This is a genomic window from Zoogloea sp. LCSB751 (assembly GCF_002028455.1).
Taxonomy (GTDB): Bacteria; Pseudomonadota; Gammaproteobacteria; order Burkholderiales; family Rhodocyclaceae; genus Zoogloea.
In genome coordinates this window covers 68,031-90,849 of sequence record NZ_MWUM01000006.1, presented here as the reverse complement: position 1 = coordinate 90,849, position 22,819 = coordinate 68,031, and the positions used below count along the sequence as shown (strand labels likewise).

Annotated in this window: 18 protein-coding genes; 9 read left to right on the top strand and 9 right to left on the bottom strand. The window is 67.1% G+C overall.

Translation table 11 applies throughout. The features are described from left to right. The first annotated feature begins 41 nt into the window (after positions 1 to 41). Both B4920_RS08855 and B4920_RS08850 read left to right on the top strand, forming a co-directional pair. Positions 42 to 590, top strand: coding sequence for a DOMON-like domain-containing protein (locus B4920_RS08855; protein WP_079434274.1), 549 nt, complete (start codon positions 42 to 44; stop codon positions 588 to 590). Further along, positions 587 to 1,795, top strand: a complete 1,209-nt coding sequence (locus tag B4920_RS08850; protein WP_079434273.1) for an exo-beta-N-acetylmuramidase NamZ domain-containing protein — start codon at positions 587 to 589, stop codon at positions 1,793 to 1,795. The genes B4920_RS08855 and B4920_RS08850 overlap by 4 nt, the downstream gene beginning before the upstream one ends. 59 nt (positions 1,796 to 1,854) lie before the next feature. Here the strand turns inward: B4920_RS08850 and fliW are convergent, their stop codons facing one another. Next, the gene (gene fliW / locus B4920_RS08845) at positions 1,855 to 2,289 is read right to left on the bottom strand and encodes a flagellar assembly protein FliW (protein WP_079434272.1); all 435 of its coding nucleotides are present in this window, start codon (positions 2,287 to 2,289) and stop codon (positions 1,855 to 1,857) included. 266 nt (positions 2,290 to 2,555) lie between these two features. After that, the gene (locus tag B4920_RS08840; RefSeq protein WP_079434271.1) at positions 2,556 to 4,094 is read right to left on the bottom strand and encodes a DEAD/DEAH box helicase; all 1,539 of its coding nucleotides are present in this window, start codon (positions 4,092 to 4,094) and stop codon (positions 2,556 to 2,558) included. Positions 4,095 to 4,383: 289 nt separating this feature from the next. On the opposite strand from B4920_RS08840, the gene B4920_RS08835 reads away from it, so the two are divergent. Next, complete coding sequence (locus B4920_RS08835; RefSeq protein ID WP_079434270.1) at positions 4,384 to 5,241, top strand: neutral zinc metallopeptidase; 858 nt, start codon at positions 4,384 to 4,386, stop codon at positions 5,239 to 5,241. Positions 5,242 to 5,309: 68 nt separating this feature from the next. Here the strand turns inward: B4920_RS08835 and B4920_RS08830 are convergent, their stop codons facing one another. From B4920_RS08830 to B4920_RS08810, 5 genes are read right to left on the bottom strand one after another with little or no spacing between them, the layout of a single operon-like run. Next, on the bottom strand, positions 5,310 to 5,786 hold the full coding sequence (locus B4920_RS08830) for a VOC family protein (protein WP_088179428.1): 477 nt from the start codon (positions 5,784 to 5,786) through the stop codon (positions 5,310 to 5,312). A gap of 56 nt (positions 5,787 to 5,842) precedes the next feature. Then, positions 5,843 to 6,562, bottom strand: coding sequence for a response regulator transcription factor (locus B4920_RS08825; RefSeq protein WP_079434268.1), 720 nt, complete (start codon positions 6,560 to 6,562; stop codon positions 5,843 to 5,845). Then, complete coding sequence (locus B4920_RS08820) at positions 6,559 to 8,622, bottom strand: PAS-domain containing protein (RefSeq protein ID WP_079434267.1); 2,064 nt, start codon at positions 8,620 to 8,622, stop codon at positions 6,559 to 6,561. The genes B4920_RS08825 and B4920_RS08820 overlap by 4 nt, the downstream gene beginning before the upstream one ends. Beyond that, positions 8,619 to 10,718, bottom strand: a complete 2,100-nt coding sequence (locus B4920_RS08815) for a bifunctional diguanylate cyclase/phosphodiesterase (RefSeq protein ID WP_079434266.1) — start codon at positions 10,716 to 10,718, stop codon at positions 8,619 to 8,621. Before B4920_RS08815 ends, B4920_RS08820 begins: the two co-directional genes overlap by 4 nt. Before the next feature lie 33 nt (positions 10,719 to 10,751). Beyond that, complete coding sequence (locus B4920_RS08810; protein ID WP_079434265.1) at positions 10,752 to 11,774, bottom strand: AraC family transcriptional regulator; 1,023 nt, start codon at positions 11,772 to 11,774, stop codon at positions 10,752 to 10,754. A 188-nt stretch (positions 11,775 to 11,962) separates the two neighbouring features. On the opposite strand from B4920_RS08810, the gene icmF reads away from it, so the two are divergent. After that, a complete protein-coding gene (icmF, locus tag B4920_RS08805; RefSeq protein WP_079434430.1) occupies positions 11,963 to 15,229 on the top strand; it encodes a fused isobutyryl-CoA mutase/GTPase IcmF in 3,267 nt (1,088 codons plus the stop codon). Positions 15,230 to 15,383: 154 nt separating this feature from the next. Next, positions 15,384 to 16,733 (top strand): TRAFs-binding domain-containing protein, encoded by a 1,350-nt coding sequence (locus B4920_RS08800; protein WP_079434264.1) that lies wholly within the window; start codon positions 15,384 to 15,386, stop codon positions 16,731 to 16,733. 10 nt (positions 16,734 to 16,743) lie between these two features. Here the strand turns inward: B4920_RS08800 and B4920_RS08795 are convergent, their stop codons facing one another. Beyond that, positions 16,744 to 17,463: a site-2 protease family protein gene (locus B4920_RS08795; protein WP_079434263.1), complete on the bottom strand. Its 720-nt coding sequence runs from the start codon at positions 17,461 to 17,463 to the stop codon at positions 16,744 to 16,746. After that, a complete protein-coding gene (locus tag B4920_RS08790) occupies positions 17,460 to 18,350 on the bottom strand; it encodes a DUF2167 domain-containing protein (protein ID WP_079434262.1) in 891 nt (296 codons plus the stop codon). Before B4920_RS08790 ends, B4920_RS08795 begins: the two co-directional genes overlap by 4 nt. A gap of 116 nt (positions 18,351 to 18,466) precedes the next feature. On the opposite strand from B4920_RS08790, the gene B4920_RS08785 reads away from it, so the two are divergent. From B4920_RS08785 to B4920_RS08770, 4 genes are all read left to right on the top strand, one after another. After that, positions 18,467 to 19,417, top strand: coding sequence for a hypothetical protein (locus tag B4920_RS08785; protein WP_139379464.1), 951 nt, complete (start codon positions 18,467 to 18,469; stop codon positions 19,415 to 19,417). Positions 19,418 to 19,564: 147 nt separating this feature from the next. Next, on the top strand, positions 19,565 to 19,900 hold the full coding sequence (locus B4920_RS08780; protein ID WP_139379463.1) for a hypothetical protein: 336 nt from the start codon (positions 19,565 to 19,567) through the stop codon (positions 19,898 to 19,900). A gap of 190 nt (positions 19,901 to 20,090) precedes the next feature. Then, the gene (locus tag B4920_RS08775; protein WP_079434259.1) at positions 20,091 to 20,987 is read left to right on the top strand and encodes a tRNA nucleotidyltransferase; all 897 of its coding nucleotides are present in this window, start codon (positions 20,091 to 20,093) and stop codon (positions 20,985 to 20,987) included. A gap of 87 nt (positions 20,988 to 21,074) precedes the next feature. Beyond that, entirely contained in the window at positions 21,075 to 22,703 is a 1,629-nt protein-coding gene (locus tag B4920_RS08770; protein WP_079434258.1) for a GGDEF domain-containing protein, read from the top strand. Positions 22,704 to 22,819 lie beyond the last annotated feature (116 nt).

The window sequence follows — 22,819 nt, the reverse complement described above, 5'->3', positions numbered from 1 at the left end:
CAGAACCGCTAAACTGCAGGCCCGAGTTTGCTGCCACGTCCATGAGCGTCTCTTCTCCCGTTGCCCTGATTTGCCATCCGGATACGCCGGCGGCCGGCGTGCGGGCGATTCGCGTCGATTTTGAACGCGGCTGCGATGGCGGTCTGCGGCTGGCTTACCGGCTGGAAGGCGAGCTGGATGGATTGCGCATTCCGGCGGTCGCCACGCCCTTGCCCCCCGAGCGCCTGTGGGCCTATACCTGCTTCGAAGTGTTTGTCGGCGTGGCCGGGGCGGAGGCTTACCGGGAGTTCAATTTCTCGCCGAACGGCCAGTGGGCCCGTTTTGATTTCGCCACCTACCGAGGGCGCGTGCCTTCGCCGGTCGGACCGGCTCCGCGGCTCGACATTGTCCGCAGCGTGGGTGCCCTGAGCCTGGCGGCGAATCTGGAGGCGGCCTGCCTGCCGGCCGGCGAACTGCGCCTGGGCATCACCGCCGTCGTCGAGCATGGCGACGGTCATCACAGTTACTGGGCTCTGGCACATCCGCCGGGCAAGCCCGATTTTCACCACCGCGACGGTTTCGCCGTTGCTCTCAAGGCCCCGACACCATGATCCGATTCGGTCTCGACCGCCTGCTCGCCGACCCCGAACTGCGCCGTCCGCTGGCCGGCAAACGGGTGGCCCTGCTGGCCCATCCGGCCTCCGTCACCCGCGATCTGACCCATTCCCTCGATGCGCTGGCGGCCCTGTCCGACATCCAGTTGTCGGCAGCCTTCGGCCCCCAGCACGGGCTGCGCGGCGACAAGCAGGACAACATGATGGAGTCGCCGGATTTCTTCGATCCGCAGCACGGTATCCCGGTGTTCAGCCTGTACGGCGAGGTGCGCCGCCCGACGGCGCCGATGATGGACCGCTTCGACGTGCTGCTGGTGGACCTGCAGGACCTGGGCTGCCGCATTTACACCTTCATCACCACGCTGCGCTACGTGCTGGAGGCGGCTGCCCGCCACGGCAAGAGCGTATGGGTGCTGGATCGTCCGAACCCGGCCGGGCGCCCCGTCGAGGGCACCCTGCTGCAGCCGGGCTGGGAGAGTTTCGTCGGCGCCGGCCCGTTGCCAATGCGCCATGGCCTGACGATGGGCGAACTGGCCCGCTGGTTCGTCGCCACGTTGAAGCTCGACGTGGACTGCCAGGTGATCACGATGGAAGGCTGGCAGCCGGAGAGCGGGCCGGGCTACGGCTGGCCGCTGGGCGAGCGCAGCTGGATCAACCCGAGCCCCAACGCCCCCAATCTGTCGATGGCGCGGGCCTACGCCGGTACGGTGATGCTGGAAGGCACGACCCTGTCCGAGGGGCGCGGCACCACCCGCCCGCTGGAACTGTTCGGTGCGCCGGATCTGGATGCCCGCAAGGTGCTGGCCGAGATGGATGCCTTCGCGCCCAAGTGGCTGGCTGGCTGCAAGTTGCGCGAATGCTGGTTCGAGCCGACCTTCCACAAGCACGCCGGCAAGCTGTGCCAGGGTGTGCAGATCCACGTGGAAGATCCGACCCATTACGACCACGCGACCTTCCGTCCGTGGCGCCTGCAGGCGCTGGCCTTAAAGGCCATCCGCCGGGTGCGCCGGGATTACCCGCTGTGGCGGGATTTCCCCTACGAGTATGAGCATGACCGCCTGGCCATCGACTTGATCAACGGCTCGGAGATCCTGCGCGAATGGGTGGACGATGCGACGACGCGCCCTGGCGACCTGGATGCGCTGGCGCTGGCCGACGAGAAGGCGTGGGACGAAGAGCGGCGGGACTACCTGCTGTACTGAACGAAACGGCCTCCGGCCCGAGTTGGGCGGGAGGCCGTCTGGCGGGAGGCTGGAAGCGCTCAGGCGACGGCGCGCAGCGTCACGCTGGTATCGACGCGGCCGATGATCTTTTGCACGGCGCGACGGGTGGCGGTATTGATGACCAGCGGGGCCATCACATTGGCTTGCGGAGCAGTGGCGCTGCCCTCGTCGTTGCTGCGGACGATCAGCAGCACGCTGACGTCTTCCGCATTGCCGAGCTGGAGCGTGGCGACCTCATCGTCGGTCAGTGTGAATTCATAGTTCAGCCCGAGCACGTCCGGGGTGGTGACGGTGAAGGTTACTTCGGGGTCGTCCACGCCCTGCAGCACGAAGATGTTCGGTGCGTCGTTGCCTTCCGGGTGCAGCAGGGTGAACTGACGGCTGGCTTCAAAGCCGGGCAGGCCACTCGGGAATTCGATGATGCGGTCGGGCGACACTTCGACTTCGCCAATGACGGGACTGGTGATTTTCATGGTGTTTGTTCCCCCTTTTTTGGAATGGGCGCAGGCCGCGCCGGTAGTTACCGGCAAACTGTATTCCATCATAGATGGCCGACAGTTGATCCACCTCAGGAATTGAGGGGTCTTTCCCCGCTATTCCTGTTTCCGTCCGTAGGGCTGGGAGGCGCGCCCGGTCTCGTTCTCGTCGGAGGCGCGCGGTTCCGGACATGACAAAGGGGCGCCCGTGGGCGCCCCTTTGTCATGTCCGGCCGGGCCATGGCCCGGCGTCGTGTGCGGTCTTAGCGGTCGCGGTTGAAGGTGCGGCCGGTGCGCGGCTTGCCGCTGCCTTCGCTGTGGTTGCCGCCGAAGCCCGCCGGGGAGTGATGGCTGGAGCTGCGCTTGGCCACGTGGGGGAATTCGGTGCGGTGCTCCGGATGGCGCGGGGCGCCGGAAGCATCGCGGGAGTCCCGACGCGGGGCGTCGCGAAAATCGCGGCGGCCTTCGCTGGCACCGTTGCCGGCCCACGGGCTGGCGCTACGGCCTTCGCCGCGGTTGTCGTCACGGCGCTCGCGGTCGAAGCGATTGCCACCGAAGCCGCCGGACGGGCGCTTGTCACCGAAGCGGCCACCACCACCGTTGCCGTAGCCACGGCCGTCACGGCGGGGGCCGCCAGGACGACGCTCGTCGGCCGGCAGCGTGGTGCGCGGCTCGAGGCCGGGCAGGGTGTGCACGGCCAGCGGCTGGCGGGTGTAGCGTTCGATGGCACGCAGCAGACGCACGTCGCGGCGCTCGGCCAGGCTGATGGCGATGCCGCTGGCGCCGCCACGGCCGGTACGGCCGATGCGGTGCACGTAGTCGGCAGCGACCTTCGGCAGGTCGTAGTTGATCACGTGGCTGATAGTGCGCACGTCGATGCCGCGGGCGGCCACGTCGGTGGCGATCAGCACGCGCAGGTGGCCGCGACGCAACTGGTCGAGGGTGCGGGTGCGCATGCGCTGGTTCATGTCGCCGTGCAGGGCGGCGACGGAGTGGCCCTGGGATTCCAGGTTCAGCGTCAGGGCATCGGCGTCGCGCTTGGTGGCGGTGAACACGATGGCCTGTTCGACGCCCACGTCGCGCAGGATGCCGTCGAGCAGACGGTTCTTGTGGCTGATGTCGTCGGCGACCAGCAGGCGCTGTTCGATGTTCTCGTGGCGGGTCTGGGCCGAGGCGATCTCGATGCGCTCCGGATCCTTCAGCAGGCGCTGCATCATGCGGGCGACCTGGCCGTCGAGGGTGGCCGAGAAGAACAGGGTCTGGCGGTTGGCCGGCAGCTTGGCGACGATGGCTTCGATGTCGTCCACGAAGCCCATGTCGAGCATGCGGTCGGCTTCGTCGAGAATCAGGATTTCCAGGCGGCCGAAATCGATGCGGCCACGCTCCATCTGATCCATCAGGCGGCCGGGGGTGGCTACCAGGATTTCGTAGGGGCTGGACAGCAGCTTGTTCTGCACCGGGTAGGGCGTGCCGCCGACCACGCTGACGGCCTTCGCGTAGCGCAGGTTCTTGCCGTAGCCCTTGCAGGCGTCGGTGACCTGGACGGCCAGTTCGCGGGTCGGGGTCAGCACCAGCACGCGGGGGCCGCGGGCCTTGAGGGTGGGTTCGATGGTCAGGCGCTGCAGGGACGGCAGCATGAAGGCTGCCGTCTTGCCGGAGCCGGTCTGGCTGGAAACCACGAGATCCTTGCCGGCGAGGGCGGCCGGAATGGCGGCTTGTTGGACGGGGGTGGGTTCGGTGTAGCCGGCGTCGGCAACGGCTTTGACGATCTGTTCGGAGAGCCCGAGAGTGGCGAAATCCATGTTCGCTTCCTTATCTTTTGTATTGCGGATGCGGTGCCCGCGAAGAAAAAACGGCAACGCGCCGCGACGCGATTACGCGTGCGGCAGTAGGGCTGCCTGACTGGCATATCGGCACTAACCGATCAGGACAACCTCACGTCGAATACGGGAGATATAAGAAGGTCAGGGACGATGTGACTCGGTGCGATACCGCTTTTGCACCGGACCGCGGACTATAGCGATAATGCGCTGACAGCACAAGGAAAATGTTGCGGCGCGGTAAGATACTGCAGGTCTTGAAGGAGCCATTATGCGTTTGGACGATAGCCGGGAAAGCGACAACATCGAGGATCGGCGCGGTGGTGGGGGCGGTGGCGGGATGCCCCTTGGGGGGATCGGTGTCGGCACCGTGGTGCTGGCCCTGGTGGCGATGTATTTCGGTGTCGACCCGCGCGTGGTGCTGAACCAGGCTTCCCACGTGTCGGCTCCGGCGCCATCGGCGACGCAGCACCGCCCGCCGGCCAACGATGCGGAGACGAAGTTCGTGCGCAAGGTGCTGGCCGAAACCGAGGACACCTGGCAGAAGATCTTTCGCCAGGCCGGCAAGCAGTACGAGGATCCGACGCTGGTGCTGTTCACCGACGTTACCCCTACCGCCTGTGGTACCGGGCAGGCGGCGATGGGGCCGTTCTACTGCCCGGCGGATCACAAGGTCTATATCGACCTGGGTTTCTACCAGGAGCTGAAGACGCGCTTCCGGGCACCGGGGGACTTCGCCCAGGCCTACGTGATCGCCCACGAGGTCGGGCACCACGTGCAGAACCTGCTCGGCGTGTCGGCCAAGGTGCAGGCGGCGCGGACGCGGGCCGGCGAGCGGGAGGCGAATGCGCTGTCGGTGCGCCTGGAGCTGCAGGCGGACTGTCTGGCTGGGGTGTGGGCGAAGAACGCGGACTCGGCCCGCCACATCCTCGATCAGGGCGATCTGGAAGAGGCGCTGCAGGCCGCCACCGCCATCGGCGACGACACGCTGCAGAAGCAGGCCAAGGGCTACGCGGTGCCGGACAGCTTCACCCACGGTTCGTCGGAGCAGCGGGTGCGCTGGTTCAAGCGCGGCATGGCGAGCGGCCAGGTGAAGGACTGCAACACCTTTCAGGCCAAGTCGCTGTAGGCGGCGCCGGATGTGCGAAGGGCCGGCCCCCGCGGGAGGGCCGGCCCTTCGCCGTTTACTGCGGGTGATCAGCCGGCCAGCTTGGCGAAGGCGTCGATCACTTCCTGCGGGGCCTGGACCAATTCGACCAGCACGCCTTCACCACCGATGGGGAATTCTTCGTTGCCCTTGGGGTGGAGGAAGGTGATGTCGAAACCGGCGGCGCCCTTGCGGATGCCGCCCGGCGCGAAGCGCACGCCCTGGGCGGTGAGCCACTCGACGGCCTTCGGCAGGTCGTCGATCCACAGGCCCACGTGGTTCAGCGGGGTGGTGTGCACGGCCGGCTTCTTCTCGGGGTCGAGGGGCTGCATCAGGTCCACTTCGACCTTGAACGGGCCCTTGCCCATGGCGGTGATGTCCTCGTCCACGTTTTCCCGTTCCGACTTGAAGGTGCCGGTGACTTCGAGGCCGAACATGTCCACCCACAGGGTGCGCAGGCGGTCCTTGGACGGGCCGCCGATGGCGATCTGCTGGACGCCGAGTACTTTGAATGGTCTTGTCATGATTGGTTTTTCCCTCCTAAAGGAGCCGGCATTCTACGGGAGTCGGCGGCCGGGCGGGATCACTCCCAGTCCACCGCGGCGCACAACAGGTAGCCGGCGCCGTATATGGTCTTGATGATCTTCGGATCTTGCGGGTCGTCCTCCAGCTTGCGGCGCAGGCGCGAGATGCGCACGTCGATGCTGCGGTCGAAGGGGTCGAGGTCGCGTTCGCCGATCAGCTGTTCGCGGGTCAGGATCTTGTTGGGGCGCTTCAGCAGGGTCTGCAGCAGCGCCGCCTCGGCGGCCGACAGGGTGACCTCGCGGCCGTCGGCGGTGCTGAGGTGAAGGCGGCCGAGGTCGAAATGCCAGCCGGCGAAGTGTGCGCCGCTGTGGCCGCCGGGTTCCTGGGCGGCGGCCTTCTGGTAGCGGCGCAGGATGGAGCGCACGCGGGCCACCAGCTCGCGAGGCTCGAAGGGTTTGACCAGGTAGTCGTCGGCGCCCAGTTCGAGGCCCAGCACCCGGTCGGTGAGACCGTCGCGGCCGGTCAGGATCAGGGCCGCGCAGGGGTGCTGCTCCTGCAGTTCGCGCAGCACCTGCAGGCCGTCCATGTCGGGCAGGCCGAGGTCGAGGATGGCCAGTTCCGGCTGCACGCGGCGGGCCCGCGCCAGCAGTGCGCGGCCGCTGCCGAAGCTCTCGCTGCGGAAACCGTACTCGGCGAGGCTGCTGGCGATCAGGCGGGCGATGTCGGCTTCGTCTTCGACGATGAAGATCAGGGGGCTGTCCTTGTCGGCGGCGGTCATGGTGCCGGAGTCTCCGGATGGTCGAGGGCGGCGAGGGCCGCGGCGAGGGCGCTGCGCTCGAAGGGTTTGCGCAGGGTCGGGATGTCGGGCATGCCGGCCGGCGGCTCGCCGGTGGCATAGCCGGTGATCAGCAGAATCGGCAGCGCCGGGCGCAGCGCGCGGGCGGCGGCGGCCAGCTCCCGCCCGCCGAGGCCGGGCATGACGGTGTCGGAGACCAGCAGTGCGATGTCCTCGACGGCCTCCAGCATGGCTTTCGCCTCGAGGCCGTTGCCGGCTTCGAGGACCGGGTAGCCCAGCTCGGTGAGCTGCTGGCGGATCACCTTGCGCACCTCGGGCTCGTCCTCGACCAGCAGCACCAGGCGGTGGGCGTTTTCGGTGGCGGTGGCGGCCGGGACGGCGGGGCCTGGGGCCGGCGCCGGCGCGTCGGTCATCGGCACGATGAAGCGCACGTTGGCGCCGGCCCCAGGCGTGCTGAGCACGCGGATGTTGCCGCCGGACTGGCGGATGAAGCCATACACCATGGCCAGGCCGAGGCCGCTGCCGGCGCCGAAGGCCTTGGTGGTGAAGAAGGGTTCGAAGAGGCGCGGCAGCAGCTCCGGCGCAATGCCCGAGCCGGTGTCGGAGACGTCGAACTGCACGTAGTCGCCGGGCGGGACCTCGGCCTGCTGGGCGATGCTCGGCGTGACCTGGCGCCGCGTCACGGCGATGCGCAGCTCGCCGCCGTCGGCCATCGCGTCGCGGGCGTTGATGGCCAGGTTGAGCAGGGCGCTTTCCAGCTGGTGGGGATCGACCAGGGCGTAGAGCTTGTCCGCCGGCAGGTCGAGCTGCATGTGGATGCGTTCGGTGAGGGAACGGGACAGCAGCGGCGTCATGCCCTGTACCAGCGCGCCGACTTCCACCGGACAGGGCTCCAGCGGCTGCTGGCGCGAGAAGGTGAGGAGGCGGCGGATCAGCTCGGTGCCGCGGCGCGCCGCCGACAGCGCCGGCTCCAGGTAGTCGTCGTAGCCCTGGTGGGCCGGCAGCTTGTCGCGCAGCGTGGCCAGGTTGCCGGTGATGATGGTGAGCAGGTTGTTGAAGTCGTGGGCGAGGCCGCCGGTGAGCTGGCCGACGGCCTCCATCTTCTGGGCCTGGATCAGCGCGGCCTGGCTGGCCTTTTGCTCGGTGATGTCGATGGACAGCACGAAATAGCCCTGCACGCCGCCGCTCGGCGAGACCTCGGGCACCAGCGCGCTGCGTGCATGTACCGGGCGGCCGGCGGGGTTGATGCGCGAGTATTCGTAGCTGACCTGCTCGCCGGCGGCGGCCTGCTCGATGTAGGGCCGGATCTGCGCGTAGGCCTCGGGGCCGAAGACCTCGGCGATGGTGCGCCCGACGATCTGTGCAGGGTCGACGCCGAACCATTCGGTGTAGCCGCGGTTGGCGAAGATGTAGCGCTCGCCGGCGTCCACGTAGGCGATCAGGGCCGGGATGGCGTCCATGATCAGGCGCAGCCGCTCTTCGCTGCGGGCCAGCTGGCCGGCCAGCGCGTCGAGCCGCGCGGTGGCCGCTTCCAGCTCGGCGGTGCGGGCGCTGACGCGGGTTTCGAGGGCGGCGTTCTGGCTTTCGATGAGCTGCTCGTAGCGGCGCTGCTCGGTGATGTCGGTCCACAGGGTCACGAAGCCCAGGTTGGGAATCGGTACGCCGCGGATCGACAGCACCTGGCCGTTGGGACGGATGCGCTCGGCCTGATGGGGCTGGAACGAGCGCACCGCGGCCATGCGTTCGGCCACCAGACGCTCCACCTCGGCCGCGTTGCCGCCGCTGCCGCCGTGGCTGTATTCGCCGCGTTGCACGTTGAAGCGCACGAAATCCTCGAAGGGGGTGCCGACCCTCACCATCTCCTCGGGAAAGTCGAGCAGGCGCAGCAGGGCCTTGTTCCAGGTCACCAGTTTTGGGGCCGCGTCGAACACCGCGATGGCCTGGTCGAGCAGGTCGAAGCCGGCCAGCAGCAGGTCGTAGCGCCGCAGTTCTTCCGGCGTGGCGGACTTGCCCGGGGTCGTGGGCGGCAGGCGGGACGTCATGGGCTGTGGCGGGCGATGTAGCCGAAGAAGGCGTCTTCCGGCAGCGGCGGCGAGAACAGGTAGCCCTGGCCGTAGTCGCAGCCGGCGGCGGCCAGGCGGTCGCACTGGGCTTCGCTCTCCACGCCCTCTGCGACCACTTCCAGGTCGAGCTTGTGGGCCATCGCGATGATGGCCTCGGTGATCGCCAGGTCGCTGGGGTCGGTGGTCAGGTCGCGGACGAAGGAGCGGTCGATCTTGAGGGTGTCGATGTCCATCCGCTTGAGATAGGCCATCGCCGAGTAGCCGGTGCCGAAGTCGTCGATGGAGATCTGGATGCCGGCGGCGCTGAGCCTCGCCAGCTGGGCGGTGACCGACGGGTGTTCATCGAGCAGCAGGCCCTCGGTGATCTCGATCGCGATGCAGGCGCCGGGCAGATCACGCTCGGTCAGCTCGTCGAGCAGAATGGCCAGCGAGCGTCCCTTGGCGAACTGGCGCGGCGAGGCATTGACGGTGATCTGCAGACTGTCGGCGACGTGGGCGGGCACGGCGGCACGCCAGCGCACCACCGTCTCGATGGCCTGACGGAAGACCCAGGTGCCGATCGCGTCGATGAGGCCGAGTTCTTCCGCCACCGGCACGAACTCGGCCGGCGACACGAAGCCGCGCTGCGGGTGGCTCCAGCGCAACAGGGCTTCGGCCTTGTGGAAGTGGCCGTCGGCGAGACGCAGGATGGGCTGGAAGTGCAGGCTCAACTGGCCCCGCTCGAGCGCGTGGCGCAGGTCCTTGCCCAGTTGCAGGCGTTGCAGCGCGGCTTCCTGCATGCGTGGCGAGAAGTAGCTGAAGCGGTTCCGGCCTTCGTCCTTGGCGTGATACATCGCCTGATCGGCGTTCTTCAGCACGTCGGCAGGGGTTTCCGCGTCCTTCGGAAACAGGGTGATGCCGATGCTGGCCGACACGTAGGCCACGTCGTGGCCGAGCTGGAAGGGCTGGGCCAGGGTCTCGATGATGTCTTCGGCGATGCGCTCGATCGGCGCCTCGTCGGCCAGGCCGGGCAGCAGCACGGTGAATTCGTCGCCGCCCTGACGCGCCACGGTATCGGACTCGCGCACGCAGCTGACGATGCGGCGGGCGGCTTCGACGAGCAGGCGGTCGCCGGCTTCGTGGCCGAGGGTGTCGTTGACCTCCTTGAAACGGTCCAGGTCGATGAACATCACCGCCACACAGTCGTGGGTGCGGTGGGACTGCTTCATCAGTTCGGCCAGGCGGTCGTTGAGCAGGCGGCGGTTGGGCAGGCCGGTCAGCGGGTCGTAGTTGGCCTGCATCCAGATCAGGGCTTCGGTCTGTTTGCGGTCGGTGATGTCGGTGATCACGCCCACCAGGCCGCCGAGGCTGCCGTCGGACTTGAAATAGGTCGCCTTGTTGAAGATGACGTCCCGGTTGCGCCCGTCTGCCGATGCGACCAGGGCTTCGTAGGTCTGCACGCCCGGGTGGTCGAACAGGGCCTGGTCGGCTTCGTGGTAGCGGGCGGCCAGTTCCGGCGGCGAGATCTCGAACACCGAGCGGCCGATCAGGGCCTCTCGCGGCTTGCCGATGAAGGCTTCGAAGGCCTTGTTGCAGCCCAGGTAGCGGGCGCGTTCGTCCTTGAAGAACAGGGGGCTGGGAATCGCCTCGATGAGCTGGCCGATGAAGTGCAGCTGTTCGCGGGCGATGCGTTCGGCGCTGCAGCGGGACGTGATGTCCACCAGGATGCCGATGATGGCCGGGCGGCCGTCGAACTCGGTACGGTTGCCGAACACTTCCAGCTCGATCTGGCTGCCATCCTTGCGCCGGCCGCGGAAGGTGTAGTGGGCCGTGTCGGCGCCATGGTGGAGGCGCCGCGAGATGGCTTCGCTGACCTTGCAGCGGTCTTCCGGAACGATCAGTGCGGTGGGCCCGAGGCGACCGCAGATTTCGGCCTGCGTGTAGCCGAACATTTCGGCAAAGCGCGGATTGGCGTAGCGGAACAGATCGTCCTGGATGATGTAAATGCCGATCAGCGCATTGCGGATCAGGCTGGGCAGCAACTCGTCCGCTTCGCGCAGCAGCTCTTCGGTCAGGGGTTCGGTGGAGCGAGACATGAAAAAGGAATGTTCTGGGGCCGACCCGCCATTCTAGGCGCTGTCGCCGTTATTGACCGATTCATCGTGGGCCAGCTGACGCCGGTAGCGTTCCGGCGACATGCCGGTCCACCCGGTGAAGGCCCGGTAGAAGGCCGACGTGTCGGCGTAGCCGAGGTCGGCGGCAAGCTGGGCGATGGACTGGCGGGTCTTGGTCAGGCGGGCCAGGGCCATGTCCCGGCGCAGGGCCTCCTTGATGCCGCGGAAGCTGGAGCCTTCCTCTTCCAGGCGGCGGTGCAGGGTGCGCGGTGACATGTGCAAGCTGCCGGCGACGTCGTCCTGGGACAGGCTGACCGGCAGCGCGTGGCGGATCAGGTCGCGGACCCGCGTGACGGTGTTGCGGTCGCGCCGGTAGAGCATGCTGATGCGCCCCGGTGCGCCGTCGAGGAAGGCGGCCAGCGCGGCTTCGTCGCGGCGGATCGGCAGGTCGAGAAGGGTGGCGTTGAAGCGCGCCACCAGACGCCTGCCACCGACGAAGGCCGAGCGCTCGGTATAGACCAGCGCGTAGTCGTCGGCATGGGGCGGGCGCGCGAACGGGAAATCCACCGCGTCGAGGGCCAGCCCGCGCCCTGCCAGCCAGCACGACAGGCTGTGCAGCAGGCGCAGCAGCCATTCGAAGGCGAAAACCCGCGCCGGGTCGTCGGGGGTGGCGGCAATGGGCCGGGTTTCGGTGATGTGCAGTTCGGCGCGATTGTCATGGCGCAGCACGCCGACCGCCAGATCGGGGAGCACGATGGACAGGAAGCGGCGGGCCCGGTCGAGGGCGTCGGCCAGCGTCGGTGCGCCGAGCATGCCGCGGCACAGGAACTCGAAGCTGCCCGGCCGCATCGGCGTGGAGAACAGGCCAAAGGCTTCGTCGTGCAGCTCGCCGATCACCAGGTTGTACAGCGTGGTGTAGCGATCTACGGGCACGCGACTGGCTGCGTCTGCAAGATTGATATCGAGACCGGTGAGCAGAGGGGCTGGGTTGATGTTGCGATGCAGCATGCCGGACAGCATGCCGCTCACGAAACCCATTGAAACAGTGGCACGTTTACGGGACAGACTGGTGGTCAAGCGGGTTTCGACTCCCTGGAGTGCGTGAGGACAGGTCGCAATGCAGCTTGGCGGATTTTGCACGAATCCCGTCGACAACGGCAATGGCGGTGGACGCCTCCCGCTTCTACCATGGATGCATCTACAAACATGATGTGGGGGAGACAACCATGACCGACCTGAGCGTTGCCAAAAAACTCGTCGCTTACAAGCCGAAGAACAAGGTGCGTTTCGTTACCGCAGCGGCGTTGTTCGATGGCCACGACGCGTCGATCAACATCATGCGGCGGATTCTCCAATCCACCGGTTCCGAGGTGATCCATCTCGGTCACAACCGTTCGGTGGGCGAGATCGTCAATGCCGCGCTGCAGGAAGACGTGCAGGGCATCGCGATCACGTCCTACCAGGGCGGCCACGTCGAGTTCTTCAAATACATGATCGACCTGCTGCGCGAGAACGGCGGCGAGAACATCAAGGTCTTCGGCGGCGGCGGCGGCGTGATCGTGCCGGCCGAGATCAAGGAACTCCACGACTACGGCGTGACCCGCATCTACTCGCCGGAAGACGGCGCCGTGCTGGGCCTGCAGGGCATGATCAACGACCTGGTGGAGCGCTGCGACGTGGATTTGTCCACCGCCGGTCCCCAGGGCGCCGATGCCGTCGTCGCCAGTCTCAAGTCCGGCGACCGCCGGGCGCTGTCGAGCATCATCACGGGCCTCGAGAACGGTGCCTACGGTGACGACGTCAAGAAGGCGCTGATCGAGGCCGCCAAGGCCCTCAAGGTGCCGACCCTCGGCATCACCGGCACCGGCGGCGCCGGCAAGTCCTCCCTCACCGACGAGCTGGTGCGCCGTTTCCGCCTCGACCAGGACGACAAGCTCAAGCTGGCCATCGTCTCCATCGACCCGTCGCGCAAGCGCACCGGCGGCGCGCTGCTGGGTGACCGCATCCGCATGAATGCCATCGAGCATCCGAACATCTTCATGCGCTCGCTGGCGACCCGCGATACCGGCTCCGAAATCTCCGCCGCGCTGCCCGAAGTGATTGCCGCCACCAAGCTGGCCGGCTTCGACCTGATCGTCGTCGAGACGTCCGGCATCGGCCAGGGCAATGCGGCCATCGTGCCCTTCGTTGATGTGTCCCTGTACGTGATGACCCCCGAGTTCGGTGCCGCTTCGCAGCTCGAGAAGATCGACATGCTCGATTTCGCCGATTTCGTGGCGATCAACAAGTTCGACCGCAAGGGCGCCGAGGACGCGCTGCGCGACGTGCGCAAGCAGTACCAGCGCAACCGCGAGCTGTTCTCCACCCCCACCGACGAAATGCCGGTGTTCGGCACCATGGCGGCCCGCTTCAACGACGACGGCGTGACCGCGCTGTACCAGTCCCTCGCCCCGGCGTTGGCCGCCAAGGGCCTCAAGCTGGGTAAGGCCAAGCTGCCGCTGGTGGCAGTCAAGGCCTCCAGCCGCGGCCGTGCCATCGTGCCCGCCGAGCGTGCCCGCTACCTGGCCGAGATCGCCGATTCCGTGCGCGGCTACCACAAGCACACTGCCGACCAGGCCAAGGTGGCCCGCGAGCGCCAGGCCCTGCGCATCTCCAAGCAGCTCTTCGAAGGCTGCAAGAAGGACGCCGCCAGCTTCGACGAGCTGATCGAGTGGAAGGACGGCGAACTCACCGGCACTTCCAAGAAGCTCCTCGACATGTGGCCGAAAACCGTCGAGCTGTACGCCGCCGATGAGTACGTGGTGAAGATCCGCGACAAGGAGATCCGCACCCAGCTGACCAGCGAATCCCTGTCCGGCAGCAAGATCCGCAAGGTGGCCCTGCCGACCTACGAGGACGAAGGCGAGACCCTCAAGTTCCTGATGAAGGAGAACGTCCCCGGCTCCTTCCCCTACACCGCCGGCGTGTTCGCCTTCAAGCGCGAGGGCGAGGACCCGACCCGGATGTTCGCCGGCGAAGGCGACGCCTTCCGTACCAACCGCCGCTTCAAGCGTGTGTCCGAAGGCATGCCGGCGCATCGCCTCTCCACCGCCTTCGACTCGGTGACGCTGTACGGCTGCGACCCGGATCCGCGTCCGGACATCTACGGCAAAATCGGCAACTCCGGCGTGTCCATCGCTACGCTGGATGACATGAAGGTGCTGTACGACGGTTTCGACCTGGTCAATCCGACCACCTCGGTGTCGATGACCATCAACGGCCCGGCGCCCATCATCCTGGCGATGTTCTTCAACACCGCGCTGGCCCAGCAACTCGACAAGTTCAAGGCACAGAACGGTCGCGAGCCGACTGAAGACGAAGCCGAGAAGATCCGCGAATGGGTGCTGTCCTCCGTACGCGGCACTGTGCAGGCCGACATCCTGAAGGAAGACCAGGGCCAGAACACCTGCATCTTCAGCACCGAGTTCGCGCTGAAGATGATGGGCGACATCCAGGAGTTCTTCGTGCATAACAAGGTGCAGAACTTCTACTCGGTGTCGATCTCCGGCTACCACATCGCCGAAGCCGGTGCGAACCCGATCAGCCAGCTGGCCTTCACGCTGTCCAACGGCTTTACCTACGTGGAAAGCTACCTGGCCCGCGGCATGCACATCGACGACTTCGCGCCGAACCTGTCCTTCTTCTTCAGCAACGGCATGGACCCGGAATACTCGGTGATCGGCCGCGTCGCCCGCCGCATCTGGGCCGTCGCGATGAAGAACAAGTACGGCGCCAACGAGCGCAGCCAGAAGCTGAAGTACCACATCCAGACCTCCGGCCGCTCGCTGCACGCCCAGGAGATGGACTTCAACGACATCCGTACCACGCTGCAGGCGCTGATTGCCATCTACGACAACTGCAACAGCCTGCACACCAACGCCTACGACGAGGCGATCACCACGCCGACCGAGGAGTCCGTGCGCCGTGCGATGGCGATCCAGCTGATCATCAACCGGGAATGGGGCCTCTCCAAGAACGAGAATCCCAATCAGGGCGCCTTCATCATCGAAGAGCTGACCGACCTGGTCGAGGAAGCGGTGCTCAAGGAGTTCGAGGCCATCAGCTCCCGCGGCGGCGTGCTCGGTGCGATGGAAACCGGCTTCCAGCGCGGCAAGATCCAGGAAGAGTCGCTCTACTACGAGCACAAGAAGCACGACGGCTCTTACCCGATCATCGGCGTGAATACCTTCCTCAACCCGAAGGGCATGGCCCAGCAGGAAATCGAGCTGGCCCGTTCTTCCGAGGACGAGAAGCAGAGCCAGCTCACCCGCCTGGCCGACTTCCAGGCCCGCAATGCCGACGAAGCGCCCAAGTGGCTGGCCAAGCTCAAGCAGACCGTCATCGAGAACGGCAACGTCTTCGCCGTGCTGGTGGATGCGGTGAAGTACTGCTCTCTCGGCCAGATCACCGGTGCCCTGTATCAGGTGGGTGGCCAGTACCGCCGCAGCATGTAAGGCTTACAAGAAGACCCTCTGCAAGAGGGGAACAGCAAGGACAAACGGCGCCGTGAGGCGCCGTTTGTCCGTTCCACGCGGACTACCGAGATTCTTCGGCATCATGCCGTCCGATTTCGCCTAGCATGGACGGACATTCCGATCGGAGGCCGTGATGACCCGCCCGCTGTGTTTCGTCCTGATGCCCTTCGGCAAGAAGACCCTGCCTTCCGGGCAGGTGGTGGATTTCGATGCGGTCTATGCCGGTGTGATTCAGCCTGGCATCGAGGCGGCTGGCATGGAGCCGCTGCGGGCCGACGAGGAGGCTGTCGGCGGACTGATCCACAAGCCGATGTATGAACGCCTGATTCTGTGCGATTTCGCGGTGGCCGACCTGACCGGCGCCAATTCCAACGTGTTCTACGAACTGGGCCTGCGTCACGGGGTGCGGCCGGCGACGACGGTGATGCTGTTCGGTGATGCGGGCGCCTTGCCCTTCGACGTGGCGCCGCTGCGCACGATCCGCTATGTCATGGCGGCTGGTGGTGTGCCGGCCGATCCGGCCGTGGCCGTCGCGGCACTGACCCGCTTCCTCGACGAGGCCCGCCGCGGCCAGGACGAGCCGCCCCGCGACAGCCCGGTGTTCCAGCTTCTGGAAGGCTATGTGGCGCCGGACATTGCTCGCCTGAAGACTGACGTGTTTCGCGACCAGGCCCGTTACGCGCTGGATGCCCGTGCCAAGCTGGCGGCAGCGCGGCGGGCCGGCAAGGATGCGGTGCGGGCTGCAGCGCTCGACCTGGGGGATCTGTCCGCTGCCGAGGCTGGCGTGGTGGTCGATCTGTTGCTGTCGTATCGGGCCGTCAGCGACTGGCAGGGCATGGTGGACCTGGTGGCAGATATGGCCAAGCCGTTGGCCCGCAGCACGCTGGTGCAGGAGCAGTACGGCTTCGCCCTCAACCGCCTGGGCCGCAAGGACGAGGCGGAGGCCGTCCTGCTGGAGCTCATCGCCGGCCGCGGCCCGAGCAGCGAGACCAACGGCCTGCTCGGCCGTGTTTACAAGGACCGCTGGGAGGCTGAGGCCAAGGCCGGCAACGCCTTGGCCGCCCGCGGCTGGCTGCGTAAGGCCATCGACACCTATCTGCAGGGCTTCGAGGCGGACTGGCGCGACGCTTATCCGGGCATCAACGCGGTGACCTTGATGGAGCTGGCCAGTCCGCCGGACCCGCGACGCCTCGAGTTGCTGCCGGTGGTCACCTACGCGGTGAAGCGCCGCATCGCCCGGGGGACGCCGGATTACTGGGATTTCGCCACGCTGGTGGAACTGGCCGTGCTGGCCCGCGACGAGGCTGCTGCGCTGGATGCGACCGCCAACGCGCTGGCTGCGGTACGTGAGAACTGGGAGCCGGAAAGCACCGCCCGCAACCTGGCGCTGATCCGTGCCGCGCGGGCGGCGGCAGGGGACGCGCCGGCGTGGGCCGACGACATCGAACAGGCCCTGCGCGCCCGCGCGGCGCCGACGGCCTGATGCAGCCCGTTCAGTGCTGGGCGCGCAGGCCGCCCAGCATCTCGTGCACCTCGTAGGTCATTACCGCCAGGTAGGCCAGCAGGCCGAGGTACAGCACGGCGTACTCGAAGCGCTTGGCCGGCGGGGTGTCGTAATAGCCGGGCGCCTCGCCGCCTTCGCCGCGGAAGGCCTTCCACACGTGGGGTGCGGCGAGGAAGGCGATGAGGATCAGCATCGGGCTCGGCCGCCACAGGAACAGGCCGACCAGCGCCGGCGCGCCGAGCATCCAGAACTTGCGCGACACCACGCCGGTCATGCGCCCGCCGTCCAGCGGCGGCACCGGGATCAGGTTGAACAGGTTCAGGAAGAAGCCGGAATAGCTGATCGCCAGCAGCAGCGTGCTGTCTTCCGCGCGGGCCAGGAAGTAGCAGGCGAGGGCCGCTACGGTGCCGGCCAGCGGGCCGGCCATGGCCACGTAAGCCTCGGTCTCGGCGTTCATCGGCTGCTCCTTGAGGTTGATCCAGGCGCCGACGAAAGGGATGAAGGTCGGCGCACCGACGTTGAGGCCGCGCTGGCGGGCGGCGACGTAATGGCCCATCTCGTGGCAGAACAGCAGCACGATGAAGCCGGCGGCGTAGCGCCAGCCCCAGATCAGCGCATACACGCCGAGGGAGAACAGCATGGTGCCGCCGGTGGTCAGCAGCTTGCCGAACTTGGCACCGCTGAGAAGGAGCAGGAGCAGCTTGATCATGCACCGTCCTTCTTGCCGAACAGTTTGCGCACCCCGGCGCCGAGGCCGACGAAGGCCAGTGCGCCGACCTTCCAGAACTTGGCCAGGAAAACCCCAAGGGTGGCCAGCAGGCCCAGTTTTTTCGCCGCGATGCCACCGACCAGCGCGGCCAGGCCGTATTCGGCGACCTTGTCGGTGGACGAGTTGAAGTCGGCGTAGCGCTTGCCGTCGTTGAACTCCAGGGCCGCCAGCAGTTCGCGGGCGGCGGGTTTTTCCTGGTCGACGCGGGCCAGGCTGGTGATCAGGTTCATCGAGAAATAGCCCTCGCGGCCGAGCACGTAGGTGTTGTAGTTCACCCCGTCCCCGCCGGCCTGGGCGTCCTTGCGGCGGGTGATGGCGGACCATACCAGGCGGTGGGTGGCGGCATCGTAATTGGGCGCTTCGACCCAGCCGACCACGCTGAACTCGGGCACGCCCAGCTTGCGGCGTTCCTCGTTGGCGGCCTCGGTGCCTTCCTTCAGGTTATCGAGCAGCTTGGCGGCGTCCCACTCCTTGGCGTCCTCGTCCTTCACGTAGCCGGCTGCTTCGTATTCGAGGGCCAGGAGGCCGTCCAGTTTGTCACTGACGATCAGACCGTGGAAACCGGGGCTGATGTGATTGCCCTGGGAGGCCAGCAGCGCCGCCGCCTCGGCCTGCGGGATGAAGCCGTAGCCGGCCGGCAGGTGCAGCTTGCCCTGCTCGCCCAGCGGGATGTCCCGTGGGCCCGGCTGGACGGCCGCCATCGCGGTCTGCGCGGCGGCCTCGAAGCGCGCGCGGCCGTCGCCGGAAGGCGTGTCGGCGGCGTAGGAGAGAAGGCAGGGCAGGCACAGGGCCAGGATCGCCAGGCAGCGGCGGAGTTGCTTGTTCATCGCAGCGGGATGTTGTTTGCATCGGGGCGCCGATGATAGCGCGGAACGCCCGGCCCCGATCTATCCTGAAAACGGCAGGTCGCCAGCGCGGCCTGCGCTTGCTGCAAGGGTGTTCCATGCACAGGAAAAAGCGGCTGCCGTTTCGCGTGGGGGCGCCGGAGGCTTGGCTCCGGCGCGGCATGCGCCTGCCCTTCATCATGGCCTCCATCCTGTGTTCCCTGGCCCACGCTGGCAGCGGGGCGGAGGCGTCAGCCGGCAAGAAGGCGGCGGGGCTGCGCAAGCCGGGTTTCGCCATCCAGGTGCAGGGCGGTGGCTGGGGCAGCGCCAGCAAGGACGCCATCGAGACCGTGCTCAATGCGGTGGCCGACGAGTTGCTGGCAGATCTGCCCGGCAAGTTCGCGGCACCCATCGTCGTCACCCACACAGACGGGCCGCCGGTGGCGCTGTACGGCCGGGGGCCGCAGGGCGAATACCGGATCCGCCTGCATGCTCGCGGCGCCAACTGGCATCTGTACGCCTACGAGTTCGCCCATGAGCTGTGCCATGTGCTGTCCAATTACGACGAGCACGTGGTGCCAGGGGCGGGGCCGACCCGCTACAATCAGTGGTTCGAGGAGACCCTGTGCGAGACGGCCTCCCTGTTCACCCTCAAGCGCCTGGCGCAGCGCTGGGAGAGCGCGCCGCCGGGGCCCGAATGGGCCGGCGAGGCCGGCACCCTGCGCCGCTTCTTCGACCTGCTGATCTCGGAAGGGCACCGCCAGTTGCCGCACGACGCGCCGCTGGCCGGCTGGCTGCGCGACAACGAGGAGGCCCTGCGCGACAACCCTTATCTGCGTGAAAAGAACGAGGTGCTGGCCAATCTGCTGCTGCCGCTGTTCGACGGCAATCCGGAGAACTGGCAGGCCCTGGCCTATCTCAACCTCGACCCGGCCGATGCGCGCAGCAGCCTGCGCGCCTATCTGGCCCACTGGTACCGCAACGCACCGCAGGAACACCGCGCCGTGGTCGGCGACGTGCTGGCCATGCTGGCGCTGGACGACGCCCTGTCTCCGGAGCCCAAGCCTTAGCTGAAAGGCTTCTTTTCCGACTGTTTTTGTCGACTAATATGGAGAGGTGCAGACCGCAGCCCGTGGGCTATCCGCCCCGGAGCAGGGGCGCACGGCCAACTTGCTTGCTTGATTCTTCGGGGAGGATCACGACGCACGGAGGGCAAGATGAAATCGAGTCGTTGGATGAAGATCGGCGCCGGCCTTCTGACGGGAAGCATTCTGACGCTGGTTCCGCTGGCCACCGCCCAGGCGGCCGATCTCTATGACAGCCTCAAGGAGCTCACCGACCAGCGCATGGAGTCGATGGGCAGCATGCACAGCCCGGATTCCGGTAAGAGCATGGAACACTCCTCCACCGGGACCCATGATGCCTATGGGGCGCAGGGCCCGATGCGGGACGACATGGACAAGGAGCGGATGGCGACGACGACGCCCCAGCCGACTACTCCGTCCATGTGGGACCAGCTCCGCAAACAGCTTGGACCGATTGGCGGAGACTGACCGCCCGCGGAAAATCGTTGGGGGGTGGCTCCGTCCCCCACGGTAGGGCCGCTGGGTCCTCTTCTTGCTTGAACCCCCTGCAGATTTTTCCAGATACCCGCGCGACCGTGTCGCGGCGGGTTGTTTGGCGCGCCCACGACGCATTCGTCCGGCCTCTGTCGCAAACCCGTCATTCCCCGCGAGACATTCCATGAGCTTTCAACTGCCCCGCAGCCCCATCGCGCCCCTGCTGGTGAGTCCGGCCGTCAATCTGCTGCGCATCGCCGCGGCAGCCGCCAGTCAGGATGGCGATGTGGACCGGGAGACGGTGGCGCTGATGCGTCGCCAGGTCGCCGCCGGCCTGCTCGCCGATCTCGATCCGGCGCAGGCCTGGTCCGAACTGGCGAACGGCCTGATGAGCGACGCGCCGTCGCGAATGCTGTGGGTGTTGCGCGACAGCCGGGCGCTGCAGGTCGTGCTGCCGGAAGTGGATGCCCTGTTCGGTATGCCCCAGAGCGCCGACGATCCGCCTACGGTGGATATCGGAGAGCACCAGTTCCGCGTACTGGATGAAGCGGCCCGCCGTCAGGCGCCGCTGGCGGTGCGTTTTGCCGCGCTGCTCTACAACGTCGGCAAGTCCGATTCGCCGCCGGAACATCTGCCGGCCCATTACCGCCACATGGAGCGCGGCCTGCCGCGTATCGAGGCGATTGCCGGGCGTTTCCGTGTGCCGGCCGAGTTCCAGGACCTGGCCGTGCTGGCCTTGCTGGAGCTGGAACGGGTGCATCGTGCCGCGGAGATGCGGGCCGGCTCCATCGCGGCGATGCTCGAACGCGTCGATGCCTTCGGCCGGCCGCAGCGCTTCGAATGGCTGATGCTGATGTGCACCTGCGATTTTCGGGCCTATCCCGGCCGGGCGACCCGCCCCTATCCGAAGGCCGCGATGCTGGCGGCGGCGCTGGATGCCTGCAAGGTTCTCGATGAAGGTGCGATCCTGGCCGAGCACGAAGATGACCCCGCTGGTGCCGCCGATGCGGTGCAGGAGGCCCGCGCCGCGGCCATCGCCCGGGCCCTGCGCTCCGAGCGCTGGGCCGCGCAGGCCGACTAGCCTTGCCACCGCCGGCGTGCCGCTTTGTGTGCCGAAGAATGACTTTTGTCGGGGGGCGTTGTCACGTCCCTCGGCTACCATAGGCCAATGGCCCTCAAACGCATCTCCAACAGTCTCGTCACCCGTCTGGTGCTGTTCGGCATGCTGCTGGTCATCGGCGGCGGTGCCGCGCGCTATGTGCTGCAGGCGCGCTTCCTGCGCGAAGATCTGACCCAGCTGGTGTCGGCCCAGCAGATGGCACTGGCCGACGAGGTGGCGCGGGAGATCGACTACAAGATCCGTGAGCGTCGCCATCTCCTCGACCAGCTGGCGGCAACCTTGCCGCGCGCTCTGCTCAGCCAGCCCGCACGGCTGGAAGCCTGGCTCGCCGAGCGGCATCGACTGAACCCGGTGTTCAACCTGGGGCTACTGGTGATCGACACTGAGGGCCGGGTAATTGCCGATTTTCCGCAGGTGGCGGGTCGCCGGGGGGCGTCGGCCGCCAGCAATCCGGGCTTTCAGAGGGCCATGCACGGTCAGGCGGGTGTTGGCGCTCCGCTCTTCGGGACCTTCACCAAACAACCCGTGCTGCCGATGGGCGTACCGCTGAAGGATGGTCGCGGCCGTGTCGAGGCGGTGCTGGTGGGGGTCACCGCGCTGACGGCGCCGGATTTTCTCGATCGCATCAACCAGGGGCGGATCGGTGAAACGGGCGGTTTTCTACTGGTCTCTCCGGTGGATAAACGGTTCGTGGCGGCGGGCGATCCGGATCTGGTCCTCAAGCCGACACCGCCACCCGGTGTCAATCTCCTGCACGATCGGGCGATGGACGGCTTCCGTGGCAGCGGGGTGACCGTCAATGCGAAGGGTGTCGAGGAGCTGTCGGCGATGGCCAGCGTGCCGAGCACCGGCTGGTTCGTCGTGGCGCGCCTGCCGACGGCAGAGGCTTTCGCGCCGGTGCGGCGGGCCCAGGACAATGTGATCCGCCACAGTTTCACCGCGATGGGGGTGGTGCTGCTGGTGGCCGGCGTGTTCGTGCGGCTCACCTTGCGCCCGTTGCACCGGGCGGCGACCCTGGCCGAGCGCATGACCCAGGACGAGATTCCGCTGAAGCCGTTGCCGGTGGTGCGGGACGACGAAGTCGGCCATCTCACCAAGGCCTTCAACCGCCTGCTCGACAAGCTCGCCAGCAGCCAGGCCGAACTGCAGCGCATGGCCCACCACGACGGCCTGACCGGCCTGCCCAACCGCATGCTGCTCGACGACCGGATGCACCAGGGGCTGGCCCGCGCGGCACGTAACGGGACGCAGCTGGCCGTGCTGTTCCTCGACCTGGACGGTTTCAAGCCGATCAACGACCGTCTCGGGCACGAGGCCGGCGATGTTGCGCTGGTGGAGGTGGCCCGACGCTTGTCGGCGGTGCTGCGTCAGAGCGATACGCTGGCCCGCGTCGGTGGCGACGAGTTCGTGATGCTGGCCCCCGATCTGAAACCAAATGCCGAGGAAGGGGCGGCGGTGCTGGCTAATCGCTGCATCGAGGCCTTGTCCCATCCGCTGGCCATCAAGAGCAACCTGTGCACGGTGGGTGTTTCCATCGGCATCGCCATCAGCGACGGCGACTGTACGCCGGAATGCATGCTGCTGGCGGCCGACAAGGCCATGTATGCGGCCAAGGATCAGGGGCGTGGTCGTTACGTTATCGCCCCCCATTGCGACGGCCTCGCCGCAGTGGCCTGAACCGGGGCGCAGACCCCGGCACAATTCCGTACATTTGAAAAACAGTTGGGCAAACTTGCTTTGCCAGACTGCGTTCCGGAACGACATAGACCACTCGCTGCCACCGGCCACGCCAA

Excerpts from the sequence above, each read along its gene's own strand:
- B4920_RS08775 (WP_079434259.1), top strand. The coding sequence starts at position 20,091 with ATGAGCTTTCAACTGCCCCGCAGCCCCATCGCGCCCCTGCTGGTGAGT.
- icmF (WP_079434430.1), top strand. The coding sequence starts at position 11,963 with ATGACCGACCTGAGCGTTGCCAAAAAACTCGTCGCTTACAAGCCGAAG.
- fliW (WP_079434272.1), bottom strand. The coding sequence starts at position 2,289 with ATGAAAATCACCAGTCCCGTCATTGGCGAAGTCGAAGTGTCGCCCGAC.
- B4920_RS08825 (WP_079434268.1), bottom strand. The coding sequence starts at position 6,562 with ATGACCGCCGCCGACAAGGACAGCCCCCTGATCTTCATCGTCGAAGAC.
- B4920_RS08850 (WP_079434273.1), top strand. The coding sequence starts at position 587 with ATGATCCGATTCGGTCTCGACCGCCTGCTCGCCGACCCCGAACTGCGC.
- B4920_RS08835 (WP_079434270.1), top strand. The coding sequence starts at position 4,384 with ATGCGTTTGGACGATAGCCGGGAAAGCGACAACATCGAGGATCGGCGC.
- B4920_RS08770 (WP_079434258.1), top strand. The coding sequence starts at position 21,075 with ATGGCCCTCAAACGCATCTCCAACAGTCTCGTCACCCGTCTGGTGCTG.
- B4920_RS08790 (WP_079434262.1), bottom strand. The coding sequence starts at position 18,350 with ATGAACAAGCAACTCCGCCGCTGCCTGGCGATCCTGGCCCTGTGCCTG.
- B4920_RS08785 (WP_139379464.1), top strand. The coding sequence starts at position 18,467 with ATGCACAGGAAAAAGCGGCTGCCGTTTCGCGTGGGGGCGCCGGAGGCT.
- B4920_RS08800 (WP_079434264.1), top strand. The coding sequence starts at position 15,384 with ATGACCCGCCCGCTGTGTTTCGTCCTGATGCCCTTCGGCAAGAAGACC.
- B4920_RS08810 (WP_079434265.1), bottom strand. The coding sequence starts at position 11,774 with ATGGGTTTCGTGAGCGGCATGCTGTCCGGCATGCTGCATCGCAACATC.
- B4920_RS08840 (WP_079434271.1), bottom strand. The coding sequence starts at position 4,094 with ATGGATTTCGCCACTCTCGGGCTCTCCGAACAGATCGTCAAAGCCGTT.
- B4920_RS08820 (WP_079434267.1), bottom strand. The coding sequence starts at position 8,622 with ATGACGTCCCGCCTGCCGCCCACGACCCCGGGCAAGTCCGCCACGCCG.
- B4920_RS08795 (WP_079434263.1), bottom strand. The coding sequence starts at position 17,463 with ATGATCAAGCTGCTCCTGCTCCTTCTCAGCGGTGCCAAGTTCGGCAAG.
- B4920_RS08815 (WP_079434266.1), bottom strand. The coding sequence starts at position 10,718 with ATGTCTCGCTCCACCGAACCCCTGACCGAAGAGCTGCTGCGCGAAGCG.
- B4920_RS08855 (WP_079434274.1), top strand. The coding sequence starts at position 42 with ATGAGCGTCTCTTCTCCCGTTGCCCTGATTTGCCATCCGGATACGCCG.
- B4920_RS08780 (WP_139379463.1), top strand. The coding sequence starts at position 19,565 with ATGAAATCGAGTCGTTGGATGAAGATCGGCGCCGGCCTTCTGACGGGA.